Annotated in this window: 14 protein-coding genes; 7 read left to right on the plus strand and 7 right to left on the minus strand. The window is 42.8% G+C overall.

Translation table 11 applies throughout. From position 1 onward, the window contains the following. Positions 1-68: 68 nt before the first annotated feature. The 3 genes from V7R55_RS05460 to V7R55_RS05470 form a co-directional block, all read right to left on the minus strand. Positions 69-710, minus strand: a complete 642-nt coding sequence (locus V7R55_RS05460) for an energy-coupling factor ABC transporter permease (RefSeq protein ID WP_334058042.1) — start codon at positions 708-710, stop codon at positions 69-71. A 43-nt stretch (positions 711-753) separates the two neighbouring features. Next, positions 754-1,563 (minus strand): exodeoxyribonuclease III, encoded by an 810-nt coding sequence (gene xthA, locus V7R55_RS05465; protein WP_334058044.1) that lies wholly within the window; start codon positions 1,561-1,563, stop codon positions 754-756. A gap of 235 nt (positions 1,564-1,798) precedes the next feature. Continuing rightward, positions 1,799-2,503 carry a hypothetical protein gene (locus tag V7R55_RS05470; protein ID WP_334058046.1) on the minus strand — a complete coding sequence of 235 codons (705 nt, stop codon included), beginning with the start codon at positions 2,501-2,503 and terminating at the stop codon, positions 1,799-1,801. Positions 2,504-2,793: 290 nt separating this feature from the next. Here V7R55_RS05470 and V7R55_RS05475 point away from each other — a divergent pair, with 290 nt between their 5' ends. Together V7R55_RS05475 and V7R55_RS05480 are read left to right on the plus strand one after the other, a co-directional pair. Then, a complete protein-coding gene (locus V7R55_RS05475; RefSeq protein ID WP_334058048.1) occupies positions 2,794-3,189 on the plus strand; it encodes a DUF2750 domain-containing protein in 396 nt (131 codons plus the stop codon). 16 nt (positions 3,190-3,205) lie between these two features. Then, complete coding sequence (locus V7R55_RS05480) at positions 3,206-3,598, plus strand: SufE family protein (RefSeq protein ID WP_334058050.1); 393 nt, start codon at positions 3,206-3,208, stop codon at positions 3,596-3,598. A gap of 17 nt (positions 3,599-3,615) precedes the next feature. Here V7R55_RS05480 and V7R55_RS05485 read toward each other — a convergent pair whose 3' ends face one another. Continuing rightward, entirely contained in the window at positions 3,616-4,914 is a 1,299-nt protein-coding gene (locus V7R55_RS05485) for a glycosyltransferase (RefSeq protein WP_334058052.1), read from the minus strand. Between the two features lie 489 nt (positions 4,915-5,403). On the opposite strand from V7R55_RS05485, the gene V7R55_RS05490 reads away from it, so the two are divergent. Next, complete coding sequence (locus tag V7R55_RS05490) at positions 5,404-6,249, plus strand: HDOD domain-containing protein (protein WP_334058054.1); 846 nt, start codon at positions 5,404-5,406, stop codon at positions 6,247-6,249. A gap of 37 nt (positions 6,250-6,286) precedes the next feature. On the opposite strand, the gene V7R55_RS05495 is transcribed toward V7R55_RS05490, so the two are convergent. Continuing rightward, positions 6,287-7,102, minus strand: a complete 816-nt coding sequence (locus V7R55_RS05495) for an acyl-CoA thioesterase (protein WP_334058057.1) — start codon at positions 7,100-7,102, stop codon at positions 6,287-6,289. Between the two features lie 169 nt (positions 7,103-7,271). Here V7R55_RS05495 and V7R55_RS05500 point away from each other — a divergent pair, with 169 nt between their 5' ends. Next, complete coding sequence (locus V7R55_RS05500; protein ID WP_334058058.1) at positions 7,272-8,594, plus strand: spinster family MFS transporter; 1,323 nt, start codon at positions 7,272-7,274, stop codon at positions 8,592-8,594. Positions 8,595-8,665: 71 nt separating this feature from the next. Continuing rightward, on the plus strand, positions 8,666-9,478 hold the full coding sequence (locus tag V7R55_RS05505; protein ID WP_334058060.1) for an alpha/beta fold hydrolase: 813 nt from the start codon (positions 8,666-8,668) through the stop codon (positions 9,476-9,478). A 143-nt stretch (positions 9,479-9,621) separates the two neighbouring features. Here V7R55_RS05505 and glgC read toward each other — a convergent pair whose 3' ends face one another. After that, entirely contained in the window at positions 9,622-10,893 is a 1,272-nt protein-coding gene (gene glgC / locus V7R55_RS05510) for a glucose-1-phosphate adenylyltransferase (protein WP_334058062.1), read from the minus strand. 604 nt (positions 10,894-11,497) lie between these two features. On the opposite strand from glgC, the gene V7R55_RS05515 reads away from it, so the two are divergent. Continuing rightward, entirely contained in the window at positions 11,498-12,031 is a 534-nt protein-coding gene (locus tag V7R55_RS05515; protein WP_334058064.1) for an SRPBCC family protein, read from the plus strand. A 74-nt stretch (positions 12,032-12,105) separates the two neighbouring features. After that, entirely contained in the window at positions 12,106-13,260 is a 1,155-nt protein-coding gene (locus tag V7R55_RS05520) for an MFS transporter (protein WP_334058066.1), read from the plus strand. Here V7R55_RS05520 and V7R55_RS05525 read toward each other — a convergent pair. Beyond that, complete coding sequence (locus V7R55_RS05525) at positions 13,229-14,242, minus strand: transposase (RefSeq protein WP_334058067.1); 1,014 nt, start codon at positions 14,240-14,242, stop codon at positions 13,229-13,231. The two genes, V7R55_RS05520 and V7R55_RS05525, sit on opposite strands and share 32 nt — an antisense overlap. Positions 14,243-14,357: the final 115 nt, after the last annotated feature.

Genomic DNA, 14,357 nt, shown 5'->3' on the forward strand with positions numbered 1-14,357 from the left:
CAGCAAAACCTTATTAACTATTAGTTTAATAAATTAAATAAGTGAAGTGAGTTGAGAAGGTGGAGGATTTAATTGTCGAGATAAAACTTATCGTGGAAGGTATATACCCACGTCGGTTGATAGATGACGAGAAGTGTAATAGCCATTCCATTGAGGAGGGCTTCTGGAAACACCAATAACGGGATGAGTAAAATGTAGTTATCGAAAACGATGTCCCATGTGTATGTGCCTTCGATAAAATAGAAAGCGCCTAAGGATAGTGTTTTGAGTGCAATTGACAGCGCGGCCGGAAAGAAAGCGCATACAAAAATATACACAAAAAGTTGACGAGGTATGTGGTGGAAAGACAGCATGTAGAAAAGATAGGTTGTTCCAATTGGTAAAATAGTTCCAAGCAGACCATTAATACCAAAGTTTTCCCACGCGCCGTAACCTATTAGGTTTGCCCCCAAAAGCGCGATAAAAGAAGCAATGATTGCATTTCTAAAGCCTAACATAAGGGTGAGAACAGAAAGGCCTAGAAAATGAACGTCTAAGCCTTCAAAAATCCCTGCTTTAAACAACCAGAGCACAAATAGAGAAGCAGCAGTGCCGAATATAAGGTGTTGCTGCTGTTTGTTGCGAGCGAAGTGACTAAAATCGATGTGCTTAATCGCGCCTAACAAAAATGCGCCATAGAATAGCAATGCCAACAACTGTAATGAACTCACTGTTACTCCTTATTTTGGCGCTGTTTTAATCGCTATCGGCCAACTACTTTTTATATTCAGCCCAAATCGGCGCGTGGTCAGACGGCTTCTCAATGCCTCTTAACTCATAATCAACGCCAGCGTCGTGCAGATGCGAATGCAATGTTTTTGTAGCCAATATCAGGTCGATGCGCAGGCCGCGGTTGTCGTTAAAACCTTTTGAGCGATAGTCGAACCACGAGAACTTGTCATTAGTCTCAGGGTTAAGTGTTCTAAAGCTATCCTCAAAACCCCAGTCGATAAGTGTGTTCAACCACTCACGCTCTTCGGGTAAAAAGCTACACTTGCCTGTTCTCAACCAGCGCTTCTTGTTTTCTTCACCAATACCAATGTCTAAATCTGTATGGGAGATGTTCACATCGCCCATCACAATGACGTTCTCATCCGGCGTGTGGTTCTCGTTCAAATACGTCATTAGATCTTTATAAAACTTGCGCTTGGCAGGGTATTTTGTTTCGTGCTTTTCGTTCTCACCTTGTGGAAAGTAGCCGTTAAGGATAGTTACAGGTTCGCCCGCTTCATCAGTGGTTTTCAAGATGATCATTCTACGCTGGGCATCTTCTTCGTCGGTAGGGAAACCCATAGAAACAGAAAGGGCTTCTTTCTTCGCTAAAAACGCTACGCCATAATGACTTTTCTGCCCATGGAAATAGACGTGGTAGCCCATGGCTTCCACTGCCTCTACTGGAAATTGCTCGTTATGAACCTTAATTTCTTGCAAACCAATAATGTCTGGTTGGTGAGCGTCAATAACCGATTGTAGTTGGTGCAAGCGGGCGCGTATGCCGTTTATATTAAATGAGATTACTTTCATGTTTATGTTTTTGTTGTTTCAAGGTTGCTGTAATTCTATCAGAAACTCAGCAAGCGCTTAACGAAGAACTATTGATATATTAATGCATTCAGACGATTGCCATGATTAAGTTTATTTATAGCTTGGTAGGTTTGAACAACCCGGAGGAAAGTCGCCGGGAGTGGGTGAAACGAATTAACGTACAATTGGTTTATTTTTTGTTGAAGGACGAAGCGTTATCTTATATGGCGCTAAGCTATTTGCCTGTAACAGCCTGAGCTTTGCTATCGTGACCGATAACTTCAGCCTGTGAAATCAGGTAGTTAAACCAAGAGTTAGCGTCTGTCACTGCATCTGCAATAAAGCTTTCATTTTCCAGATCGAGTTCAGGGAGTAGCCTTTCTACTTCTTGTTTGAATGACACCCATGCTTTGGCGCACCCAGCCATCGCTTGGTAATAGTTCGTCGGTATATTGCGTTCCATAGCGTCTAATCTACGAACAATGATATTTGCACCCATTGATGAGCCTAACCATACGTATATTGCTGAAATAGCTTGGCTGGTTGGCGAGTTGCTGTGTTGCGTAGGTAGTGAGTTGGGGTGGGTGTCTTCGTAAGCTTGGTTACTAAGCGATACAGCAGTATTAGAAGCATTCAATGCGTGGGTGTCTTTGGTAAGTGAATCTCTGGTAAGCGCAACAATGTCTTGATTTAGCGCATCTTCAATTGCGCCACTGTTTATCATCGAAGCCACTGATGCAAGGGCAGGAACTTGGAGTTCAGCTTGTTGAACAGCGTTTGCGGCTGTTTGATGGAACTTACTCATGATCTTTAAAATAGCGAGATATGCCTTTTCATCGAACAAATTGTTTTTGTGGTAGATAGAAAATGGGAAGGTGTTTTCCAAAATATCGTGGTTTGCATGGGTGTCTTGCTTAAGAGCAGTGAAAAGATTGCGCATGGTTTTAAGTATCTTGGCGTTGTTGCTTTATAGTCATTATCGGTTTGGTTTTACTTTAGCATGGGTGTCTCTGTAACCGATAGTGAATTGAAGAAAAGCTAGATAATTTTAAATTTACTTGGTTCATTGTCGGTTAAGGTGGGTGTCTTTGTAAGAAAGGTTTCTTTGTAAAAAAGGTTTTGTTGCTTTTGGCATGGGTGTCTTTGTAAGGGAGGTTTTGGTTACTATTACATTGCGCCTTTTGCTGGTGCGGGTATACTTGCCCCAAATTTTGAGATAGGTGAATAAACGTGTTTCCAGAAACAATTGCAGACAAGTTGAGCGATACGGTCATTGAGCAAGCGATGAAGCTAAGTGCTGAAGAGCGACAAGAGCTTGTTGTTAGCTATGTAGCGAAAGCAAAAGAAATATGGATGATACAGGGCAGTGAAGGCTTTGTAATGTTCGAAGGCAGCGAGAGTGTTCAGCTACCCGTATTCCCACATCGCGACTTGGCGCAAAAGTTCGTAGACATAAATGAAATAGAAGGCCAATGCGTAAGTGTTGAGCTGGCTGAATTTACAGAAACTTGGTTGCCTGGACTTACAAAAAATGGTGTGGAACTGGTTATGTTTCCAACAACGAGTGACGTTGAAAACCTAGTGATGACCGCAGAGGATTTAGCTGCCGAGCTAAGCGGCAATTAAACTGGACTAGTAGCAGATGAGTTCGGATGAGACTTTGCTTCCTTTAGCTTCCTCACTTGCCGCTTCAAAAGGCTGGGATGATTTCACGCGCACGCTTATGTTGGCGGGGAAATCTTTGACGCCACTTCCTTTAGATGAGCGCACGCCAGATACAGCAGTTGAAGGATGTGAAAGCCCCGTGTGGTTGTCATATTCTGCGGAACGAGACAGCTTAATGGCATACTCGCCAAGTAAGGTGATACGGGGAGTACTAGCAGTATTACTTGAAAAAGCCAATACCTTGTCCAAAGCGCAGCGCGGTAATTTTGACTTCGAAGGTTACTTGTCCCGCTGCCAGTTGGAGCGATATCTAAGCCAGTCGCGAGGCAACGGAATAAAGTCGGTGATAACAAAGTTGAAGTGCGTATAGGCACCTCCCACGCTCCTCTACTTGCTTTTTGCTTCAATCCACTGGCTCATATATTTACTTGCTGCAAGCGTTTGGTGCCACAACAAGCTTTGCATAAACAACGTATCTCTATGTTTATCCAGACCTTGTTTTAATTCATTGATTCTTTCAATAAGCGGCACTTCTGGCTGCTGCTGTTTAAATTCGTCTAGCAAACTAGCCGTGTGTTTATTGGCTAAATTCCATACTTTCTCATCTTCATATAGCGCTACGGCCCTTTCAACGTAGTCGCGAATAACGGACGAATCAGTAATGTCAGCATCGCATAGAGCGCCAGGCCATTGTGCTGACTGCAAATTTTTAACCTCTTTTTCTGGTTTTACGTTCATACCACTATCTACATCAACGCTATCTTCAGCAATACCTTCCGCGCCAATCCAGGTCGTGATACTAGGCGTGCCGCAGCGCATCGCATCAAGCAATTTTCCTTTTATACCCGCGCCGAATCGTAAGGGTGCAATCAGGGCTTTAGCATTCATCATTACAGACTCAACATCGCTCGCCCAGCCTTTCACTAAAAAGCCTTGTTTCTCGTTGTGAAGCTGCGTTGCTTTCTTAGGTGGGTAAGCGCCGTAAATATGCAATTCAGCATGAGGCAATGCTTTTTTTATAGAAGGCCACAGGTGCTGCTTCAACTGCAACACCGCATCCCAGTTTGGCGCATGGCGAAAGTTACCAATATGAATAAAATGTGAGCGTTGCTCAAAAGAAGGGGTAGAGCTAATAGACGGGCCAACCACAAGAGGATGATACTGAAGTTGCGCTGAAGGTACACCGTAGTGTTCAGTCAATAAGGCCATTTCTTTTTTTGAGATAACTAAGGTCAGATCGCTTCGAATAATCGAAGCAATTTCTCTTTGGGCCAGTTCGGTATGTAAATGCGCTAGGCTTGCGTCGCCATGCTTTTTTACAGCTTCATGTCTTGCGTGGCGAAGGCTATGTAAATCTTCGGTATTAAGCACTCTAAGTGCATTCGGGCAAACTTCTTTTACTCGCCAAGAAAACTGTTCTTCAGTCATGTAGCGGTCAAAAACAACCACGTCTGGTGCAATGTCTGCAATAAGAGCATTAAATGAACTGCAGTTTAGCGCCACAGACTGAACATTTACTCCCATTGTTAAAAGATCGGCTTTGTGCTCGCTATCGGTAGCAGCTGTTAAGAAAGTCACGTTAAAGTTAGCGGCTAAGCAACGCTCAATAATAGAGAGCATGTTCTGCCCCGCTGCTGAGGAATTTGGCTCGGGCCACACATAGCCGACTACAACAACATTTAACATGGTATGGATCACTACTCTTAATTCAAAATGTGCCTGAACTGCACGGTTATTTTGAAGCGAATGCTATCACAAAACTACGCGTGCCATGTGTTAAAGGGGAGTGCCTTAGAAATTCTAATTCTTATAGGTAATTACCCTAAGTTTTTCTTTGAAATAGAATTTTAGATTTGTAAATACAAGCAGTTAGTTATAATACGCGACGTTCCGGCATGTTCTAGGAACTCCGGAGGTGTCTTGTAGTCTTGAGTATTACCAAAATTGGTAATACTCAGGGTTGGAAAAACAACCTATACTTAAAACGTAGCCTCAATTAATAATCACTTTTTTAAGAGTTTTTAACTGCCTGATTATTAAAGAAATCATACTTTTTTACTAGGCGATATTAATTGACCTCTTTAGTTTTAAAGCCTATACCTTAATTAAGTTCACGGCGAATGGAGGTGCCTTGAACACGACAATGACAAAGACTGCATTGAAGAGAGTGCACGAATGAATTTAGATGAAATAGTTTCGAAAGCGGAAGACCTCTTTGTTTTACCAGACTCGGTAACGCGACTCAAAGCTTGTATGGATGATGAGGCTTCAAGCATTGACGATATTGGCGATATCATTGCTTTCGACCCTTCATTGGCTACCCAGTTACTTAGAGTGGCGAACTCAGCGCTTTATCGTTTTCCCAATAAGATTGACACCATAACAAGGGCTATACAGGTTGTGGGAACCCGCTCTACTTACGATTTGGCGCTGGCCTATGGTGTCAGTCAGGCATTTAGCGACGTGGATGGACAAGTGGTCGACCTAGACAAGTTCTGGGAACAAAGCGTGTCCTGCGGGTTACTTGCCAAGTATTTTGCTGATATGCGCAATATCAGGGAGCCAGAAAGACTTTTTGTTTCTGGGCTGCTTCACAACATTGGTGAGTTGGTAACTGTTTCGTTAATGCCTGAGTCGGCAACCCGCTGTCAGGCGTTTAATACGCGTGTGAGCCCTGCAGAGCTCCAATTTGGCGTATTAGGGTTTACTTACGCAGAGCTATCTGCAAGGCTGATTGAAAAGTGGGGTATACCTACCTCAATTTATACGCCTATTGCCAGCATTCACAAGGGCGAAGATGCAGAGACAAATGTAGAAGACAAAATTCTTCAGCTTTCTTACGTACTTGCGTTAGATAATGTAAATCCGGAAATTTACCCAAGCTATCACAACTTGAAGCCTGAGCTTCACGAGGCGTTATCGTTAAATCGTGAAGATTTGGAAGACGCGCTAGATATAACTAACCTGCAATGCATTTCGGTTATTTCCTTGTTTAATCCTAACGCGTTTATGCTTTATTAACGCTAAGCGCCTCTAATCATAGTAAATGCCGTAGCGATTAATCGAAAATTGCTACGGTTTGTCTGCTAATAGCTATGACTTCGTTATCTTTATCCCAAATCGTCGCTTCCGTGTGACCGTAACCGTCAGCGGCTTGTCTTGTATGGGCCTTGTAGCCGAACCAATCTGTAGGGCTTACCGGCTTGTGCGGATGGATAAATTCTAAATTCCAGCTTACCGTACTAGCTGGTGCTGGCAATTTCATCATTTGCAAAAGCGTAGGTGGCCAAGCATCAATCATGGTAATGATATGCGCATCAGTTATTGCTTCAGGAGCTTGTTTAAAACGCATGAAGCCGTGGTAGTGACTGGTTTTTCTTCGCGTAAAGGGAATACCACCATCTTCAATGGCTAAGTCAAAGTAACGTAAAAACTTTGGCGTAACTTTAGGTATTTGTGGGATAAATTTCGCCTTGTTAGGCAAAGGCATATCGTGTTTTTCGGTATTCTCTACCTTAATGCCAGATTCTCTAGCAACCCCGAAACACGCTTGGGAGAAAACGCAGCTTTTGCCGTCTTGAATGGCATGCGCAGTATATTGGGAGACATTTTTTCCCGTTCTCAATAGAGTAACTTCTATAGAAAAAGGGGCTTCGAGCGATAGAGGACCAACAAAATTAGTGGTAAAAGAACGTAACACGCGATTATCAGTTACTTGTTGCTTCACAGCCGTATATAGCATGCCGGCAGAAATGCCACCAAACGCCGTTCGTCCTTGCCCCCAAGTTTTCGGAATAATTAGCCCGTCAACTTTCCAGGTGTTTTCGGATGTTTGTGATAGTTGGGGAATATTGAGCAATTCATCTACTGTCATATTGGCTTGTCTGGTCTGATGAGTTAAGTGGGTTTCATCGTACATTAAGCGCTGTGGAACGAAAAGCCTGAGTTAGAAATTTTCGTTATGTTTACAAATAAGTAACAATTAGTTGTTTATTTTTTTACCAAGTGCGTAGACTGGGGTATTGTCACTTAAAAGGACTGTTATGGCCCATACGCACGTTGAAGGTATTCCGGCTAACGAAGCTGGAGCATCTAGAAGTTACCGCAATTACGTTCTGTTCATATTGACCTTGGTGTATGCCTTTAACTTTATAGACAGGCAAATTATTGGAATATTATCGCCGTTTATTAAAGCCGACTTGGGGTTAGATGACGCCCAGTTGGGGTGGCTCAAAGGCATTTATTTCGCACTGCTTTATACCGTGATGGGTATTCCAATAGCGTGGCTTGCAGACCGTTACAGCCGCGTAAATATCATTGCAATATCCCTTACGCTGTGGAGTGGTTTTACTGCGGCATCAGGCTTGGCAGCCAATTATATGCAACTCGCTATTGCTCGTATTGGGGTAGGTATTGGTGAAGCTGGGGGCAGTCCACCCTCGCACAGTATCATTTCTGACCTATTCCCTAAAGAAAAGCGCGCTGGAGCGCTGGCCATCTACTCCTTAGGCATTCCGTTTGGTGTAATGCTCGCGTTTTTTGCCTCAGCATTTTTCTTACAAGGCGGCTCTGCCGACTGGCGTACGGTAATGTATAGCGTTGGTATACCTGGAGTGTTACTGGCTATTTTATTGAAGTTGACGGTAAAAGAGCCCGCTAGGACAGTTTCTGCGCCAAGTGCAGATGACGCTAATAAGCCGAGTGTTAAATCGTCATTGAAAATGCTGCTAAAAATACCTACCTGGTGGGGGATGGCCTTAGGTATTTCATTTGGTTCTTTCGGTAACTATGCAATCTCGACATGGGTCATTGATTATTATGTGCGAGCTTTTTCAGGGCTAGATATTACACAGCTTCTTATTGTATTTGGCATCATCAACGGAACCGCATATGCATTGGGCGTCTGGTTAGGTGGCTATATTGCTGACAGATGGGGTAAGCACAACAAAAAAGCTTATGCATTGATACCCGCCATTGCGCTGATTATTGGTGTTCCTGCCTTCTATGCATCGTTACAAGTTCAAGATCTGTGGCTATCAGTGGGGCTTATGGCGTTGCTGTTGTTTACTAGTGGCTCTTACTTAGGGCCAAGTTTTGCGATGGCACAAACCCTTGCTCCAATAAACGTAAGGGCTATGTCGACGGCACTTTTCTTCTTTGTTTTAAATATCATTGCGTTAGGTGGTGGGCCCACGCTTACCGGTATTATTAGCCAAGCGCTTGTACCTTCATTAGGGGAGACAGAGGCATTAAGGCAGGCACTTATTTACTTGGTAGTTCCTTACGGCATTTCGATTGCTGTGTTCTTATGGACAAGTACTAAGATAGTAAAGGATTGGGAAATGGCAGAATCTAGGGGCTTGTAGTATTATCGACCTTTCATGGTAAGGGGCTGATTATAGGCCCCTTTATTGTTTGAATGTGAAGGAGTGTATAGGTGTCCTCGTCAGAGTTGAGTTTTCATTTTGCCCATGCGAACGGGTTTCCTGCAGGAAGCTATAACGCAATGTTTTCGGCGTTACCCAGCCACTTCAACCGTTTGCACGTTGAACGATTCGGGCACGACCCTCAGCTTCCTGTAAATGGTAACTGGCGCAATCAAGTTCAAGAGCTAATCAAACACATTAGAAAAGAAAATAAAGACCCTCGTGGTGTGTATGGTGTAGGGCATTCGTTTGGAGCCGTTATCACCTACATGGCGGCGTGTGAGGCGCCTGAGCTATTTAGGGGCGTTATTTTATTTGACCCGCCGCTGGTGGTTGGCCCTCTGAGTTACTTTTTTAAATTTGCTAAATATACGCCTTTAATCAATAAACTAACGCCAGCAAAACTTGCTCAAACGCGTAATACGCGTTGGCCAAGCAATACCGATATGGTTGCGTACTTTCATGGAAAAGCGTTGTTTAGAGATATGGATAAACGATGTGTGCGTGACTACGTGCAGTCTGTAACAGAGACTAAGTCAGACAATATTTCACTTACATTTCGGGCTGATGTGGAAGCTGATTTATTCCGCAATGTGCCTCATAACCTCGGGAAATACAAAGGAAAGCTAAAGTGTCCTGCAGTATTAGCAACAGGTAGCAAGAGTAACGTTTGTAAGCCTGAGATGTACTCGCGACTTATGAAGCACAATGCGATTGAACATGCTGTATTAGAAGGTGGTCACATGTTCCCGTTAGAGCACCCCGAGAAAGTGGCAAGCTTTATTGAGCAAACCCTTAAACGTTGGAACTCTAAGGCTGAATGAGCTGGTGACTTTACGTAATGAACTACTGAGGTAGTGGGCTTGCTTGGCACGATATTTTAAGGCTAGCTGGCTTGGCTGAGATTGATTTTGGCGCCTAACGCCAAAATCAATCGCGCAGTCTTTTATACGTTTATTAATTTTGTTTAGGCGCTCAACCCACCCACTGGCTGCCCAAGCATTTCACGCGTTACAAGTACCACGCCTTTTTCTGATACTCGAAAGCCTCGTGCTTTGTCCTGTTCGTGGTCATAACCTATGGTCGTCCCTTCCGGTACTACGCAGCCGCGGTCAATTATGACCTTTTTCAACTTACAATGGCGTTTAATTTCAACGTCTGGAAGGATGACAGCATCTTCAATGAGTCCGTATGAATGCACTCTTACGTTAGAAAAACAAATGGAAGAACGAAGGGTTGAACCAGAAATGATACAGCCACCAGAAACTACAGAATTTATGGCTTCACCTCGTCTATCGTGGTCTTCCCATACAAATTTGGCAGGTGGCAATTGTTCTTGGTAAGTCCAAATAGGCCATTTCCTATCGTATAAATTGAGTTGAGGTACAGGTGCAACCATTTCCATGTTGGCTTCCCAGAACGAATCGATTGTACCTACGTCACGCCAGTAAGCGTTGTCTCCGCCACTTTGTTCAAATGGATAGGCATATACGGGGTGATCAGCGATAATCGATGGAATAATGTCTTTCCCAAAATCACGCTGAGAACCCATATTTTCAGAGTCTACTCGCAGTTGTTCAAACAAGAAATCGGTGTCGAATACATAGTTGCCCATAGAGGCTAAGCAGCGGGTAGGGTCGTTCGGAAGCGGAGTAGGGTTGGCAGGTTTTTCTTCAAAACCATTAATACGGTAGTTTTCATCTACAGACATTACACCAAAAGCACCTGCAGCTTCCTCTAAAGGTACTGACATACAGGAGACCGTCATTTTCGCTCCTGACTCCTTGTGCTTCGCAAGCATGTCACCGTAGTCCATCCGATAGATATGGTCTCCTGACAAGATCATAACGTATTTAGGCAGCTCATCACGGATGATGTCAATATTTTGGAATACAGCATCGGCGGTGCCTTCATACCAATTATCGGAGAAACGCTGAGACGCAGGAAGAATCTCAACTGATTCGCCGAGCTCCTTTTTAAAGTGCCCCCAACCTCTGACAAGGTGGCGAATCAAAGAGTGAGATTTGTACTGAGTAACTACGCCTATTCTCCGAATGCCGGAGTTAACACAATTTGATAAGGGAAAATCGATTATCCTAAATTTACCGCCGAAATAAAGCGCCGGTTTGGCTCGCCAAGTTGTGAGCTCGTGTAGTCTTGAACCTTTGCCCCCTGCTAGAATTAGCGCATATGTATCGCGGGTAAGGTTACTGATGTAACGAGAACTTTGATCTGCCATTTTCTAAAAACTCCTGTAAAAAAGCGATAACTTTGTATCAATAGAAATATAAAGAGAAAACGAGGTGTTGCGATTTGCTGCGCTATCCGTGAGCCGCCAATTGAACAGGCTTAGCTGATAACCTAAACCCATATTACACAAGATAATTTATAATAACAGCGTGATTTCATTGCTTTGTGATGAAATGGTTAAATTTTTAAAATTTATGTTGTTTTGCGTTTTTTAGCAAGACACCCACTCATAAAACGAATATCTATAAATGATAGTCGAGGCGTTGTTTTAGCAAGACACCCACTCATAAAATGAATATCTATAAATGATAGTCGAGGCACTCACTATAGGTATAGAGAGACATCCATTTCACCCGTTGAACGACAGACTTTCAGTTTTATCTTCATATTTATGAAGACACCCAGCTAGACAAGCAGCTGGGCAACCACGCTACTTAAGTTACTAAATCATTGAAATGGTTTTAATTTCGTCAAAAATGAATGGATGGGTGTCAATCTAACGTTAACTCCGGAAAAGCGCTAACTACAACAATAAGTGACAATTGTTAATAAAGTGTTATATTTTGGTGGTTGATTATTTTATGGAGTCTTAGATGGGAGCACTAAAGAAACTTTTAGTTGTGGCTGGCGTAATAATTTTATTGTTTGTCGTTACGAGCTTTTTTATTCCAAATGAGTATAGCGTGGAAAGAAGAGTCAATATCAATGCTGAGCCTTCTGAGATATATCCTTATGTTGTTGACCTAAAAGAGTGGCAAAAGTGGGGAGTCTGGTTCAAACGCGATCCAAACATGAAACTCGATTATTTTGGACCTGATAGGGCGATTGGGATGCGTTCGGAATGGGTAAGTGAGACGGAAGGAAATGGTGAAATGGAAATCACGCAACTAGAACACAACAAACGAGTTCTCTATCGGCTGTATTTCCCCGACTTTGACATGGGCTCTTCAGGTGTGGTTGAAATTGAACCTATGGGTCAGGGCTCTATAGTAACCTGGAGGGATGAAGGGGCCGTAGACAATAATCCAATCAACAAATATTTTGCATTAATGGCAGATGGTATGGTTGGTCCGGATTTTGAGACGGGACTTGAAAACCTAAAGGTACTGGTTGAAAACAACGGTTAGAATGCGCAACCTTTTGATCTGAAAACATATAGATGCCGTACACACCGAATCGTTTACGGTACGTGCTATCGACCATGAAAGAAAAAAAACTCCTCATTGCTGGCCTTTCGCTTAATAAGCTTGCCGACCTGTTGATATCAGCAAAGACAACTTTAACGGCAGTTTTGCTGAGCGTTGGTGCTCCAGTTTGGATGGTGGGATGGTTGGTACCTATCAGAGAGTCGGGAGCACTGCTTCCTCAAGTACTCATTAGTATTTATCTTCGAAAACATTCGCAGCGGCATATCGTTTGGCGCATCGGCATGGCAATACAAGCATTTGCTGTAGTTGGTATGCTGTTTTCGGTAATTTTCTTTTCTAGTTTTACAGCAGGCGCTTTACTACTAATTTCTCTTATATTTCTAAGTTTAGGCCGTTCTGCGTGTTCATTAACTGTTAAAGATATGGAGGCCGATGTAGCAGAAAAAGGAGAGCGCGGAAACCTTATAGGGGTTGCATCAACTATATCTGGGGTAGTCACACTCCTAATTTCAATACCCTTGGTCGTTATAGATGATAACCTTTCTTCGAACGTACTTTTGCTAATCTTAAGTGGAAGTTTGCTTTCTTTTGTTTTGACCTTGGTATGCGTATGGCCTATCAAGACAAGTGTAGACACCGGCAGCGACGAGCAAAAAGCATTTAGTATTAACTTTGACTCTACTATTTATAAATTTATTTTTGTAAGAGGGCTTTTTGTGCATTCGGCGCTTGTTGCTCCCTATTTTATGATTGAAAAAAGTAGTGACGCCCAAGAGTTACTGCCAATCTATATAGGTGCTGAGGCTTTGGCTGCGCTTTTATCTTCGGTCGTTTGGGGCAAGCTTGCTGATAAAAGTGCGAAATTAACGCTGCGACTATCAGGTGTGCTCGCGTTGTGTGCGTGTGGAGGGCTCCTTTACTGGCAATCAGCCTCAATCGCCACATCGGCTTTTTTATTCTTTTTGCTTTCAATAGCCCATACGGGTGTACGAACAGGAAGAAAGACATATAGCTTAGACGTTAAAGAGGGGCATGAGCGTACTGAATTAGTTGGTTTTTCTAACACTGCGATAGGAGTAATCTTGTTAGCATTTGGAGCTTTATACGCTGCGCTAACACCTTTTTTACCGTTTTCTGTAGTGTACATCATGGCAGGAATACTTATGTTCGCAGTTGTTATGACTGTAATTCTACCTTCTGAGAAATAAAGCTACAATCAAAGCAAAGCGATGCGGATTTCTGTTTGGCCATTCGCTTCCTATTGGTGTGCTTTTTGAATTTTTGCATGGATACTTTGTCTCCAGCAGCAAAAGAAAAAGTGTTCTCGAAATCATTGATAATCTTGATCCATTGAGCTTTTCCGAGGCCAATGTAATTTGCCTTGTCACAATTTTCTTGCTTAGAAGCTTGTGCACTGCCATCAAGAAGTAACGTTATAGAGTTATTAAGAAGTTCACAATAGTCGTTTAGAGTGAGATTTAAGCAGCGGTGGCCGTTATTTACCCTATGAGTTTTAAACTGTATTAACCCTTTCACAGGTTTATTATTCAATGCGCTTGAAGCCAGCCTAGTATACATACTTGTATACAATGAGTTTTTTAAATTCGTAGCTGCTCTTGCTCGAATAGGGTTTAAATCAACATAGGCCATACAGGAAAGTAGTGCCTTCTCAGTTAATAATGCCTGTGAACGAAATCGGCCTTCCCAGAACCTACCAGTACACTTATCTTCTTCATTGGCTTTCCTCGCGATAAACTCATTCAAGTTTCTCATAAACCAACTAATATCAAAAAGACGCTTTCTATAAACTTCAGCCGTAGCTTTGACTGTATCTAATTCACTTTCGCTAAGTAACTCGCCCTTCAAATATTTTTTTGTGAGTAGGGTACCTTTGTGCATTTTATGCCACTGCTTTAAGACAGTGTCTACTGGCCAGGCGAGGGCAACACTTTTATTTACGGATAAAACGACATGAACATGGTTGCTCATGACCGCATAAGCACAAATATCTATGGAAAAAATTTTACTTAAGAATAAGAGCCTTTTCTCTACCCATGACTTTCTATGTTCGTAACTAGTATCGGTGCTTCGGTCGTATCCACATAGATAACTTCGTCTTACGCAGCGAGATATGCAGTGATAATAAGGCGTGTCTTGAAGGCTAATTAGGGATTTTCTGCTTTGCGCCATTTTTCATCCAGCATGGTCATATTACTTGAACAAACCTTACCATTTGAGGTATAGCTCTGTGACCTGAACTAAAGCGCGGTTTTCACCCCTGCGTGACAACCATGGGGAGAGAGCT

The sequence above is a fragment of the Alteromonas sp. S005 genome, from assembly GCF_036864475.1.
Classification (GTDB): Bacteria; Pseudomonadota; Gammaproteobacteria; order Enterobacterales; family Alteromonadaceae; genus Alteromonas.

Excerpts from the sequence above, each read along its gene's own strand:
- xthA (WP_334058044.1), bottom strand. The coding sequence starts at position 1,563 with ATGAAAGTAATCTCATTTAATATAAACGGCATACGCGCCCGCTTGCAC.
- V7R55_RS05470 (WP_334058046.1), bottom strand. The coding sequence starts at position 2,503 with ATGCGCAATCTTTTCACTGCTCTTAAGCAAGACACCCATGCAAACCAC.
- V7R55_RS05480 (WP_334058050.1), top strand. The coding sequence starts at position 3,206 with ATGAGTTCGGATGAGACTTTGCTTCCTTTAGCTTCCTCACTTGCCGCT.
- V7R55_RS05485 (WP_334058052.1), bottom strand. The coding sequence starts at position 4,914 with ATGTTAAATGTTGTTGTAGTCGGCTATGTGTGGCCCGAGCCAAATTCC.
- V7R55_RS05490 (WP_334058054.1), top strand. The coding sequence starts at position 5,404 with ATGAATTTAGATGAAATAGTTTCGAAAGCGGAAGACCTCTTTGTTTTA.
- V7R55_RS05495 (WP_334058057.1), bottom strand. The coding sequence starts at position 7,102 with ATGACAGTAGATGAATTGCTCAATATTCCCCAACTATCACAAACATCC.
- V7R55_RS05500 (WP_334058058.1), top strand. The coding sequence starts at position 7,272 with ATGGCCCATACGCACGTTGAAGGTATTCCGGCTAACGAAGCTGGAGCA.
- glgC (WP_334058062.1), bottom strand. The coding sequence starts at position 10,893 with ATGGCAGATCAAAGTTCTCGTTACATCAGTAACCTTACCCGCGATACA.
- V7R55_RS05515 (WP_334058064.1), top strand. The coding sequence starts at position 11,498 with ATGGGAGCACTAAAGAAACTTTTAGTTGTGGCTGGCGTAATAATTTTA.
- V7R55_RS05520 (WP_334058066.1), top strand. The coding sequence starts at position 12,106 with ATGAAAGAAAAAAAACTCCTCATTGCTGGCCTTTCGCTTAATAAGCTT.
- V7R55_RS05525 (WP_334058067.1), bottom strand. The coding sequence starts at position 14,242 with ATGGCGCAAAGCAGAAAATCCCTAATTAGCCTTCAAGACACGCCTTAT.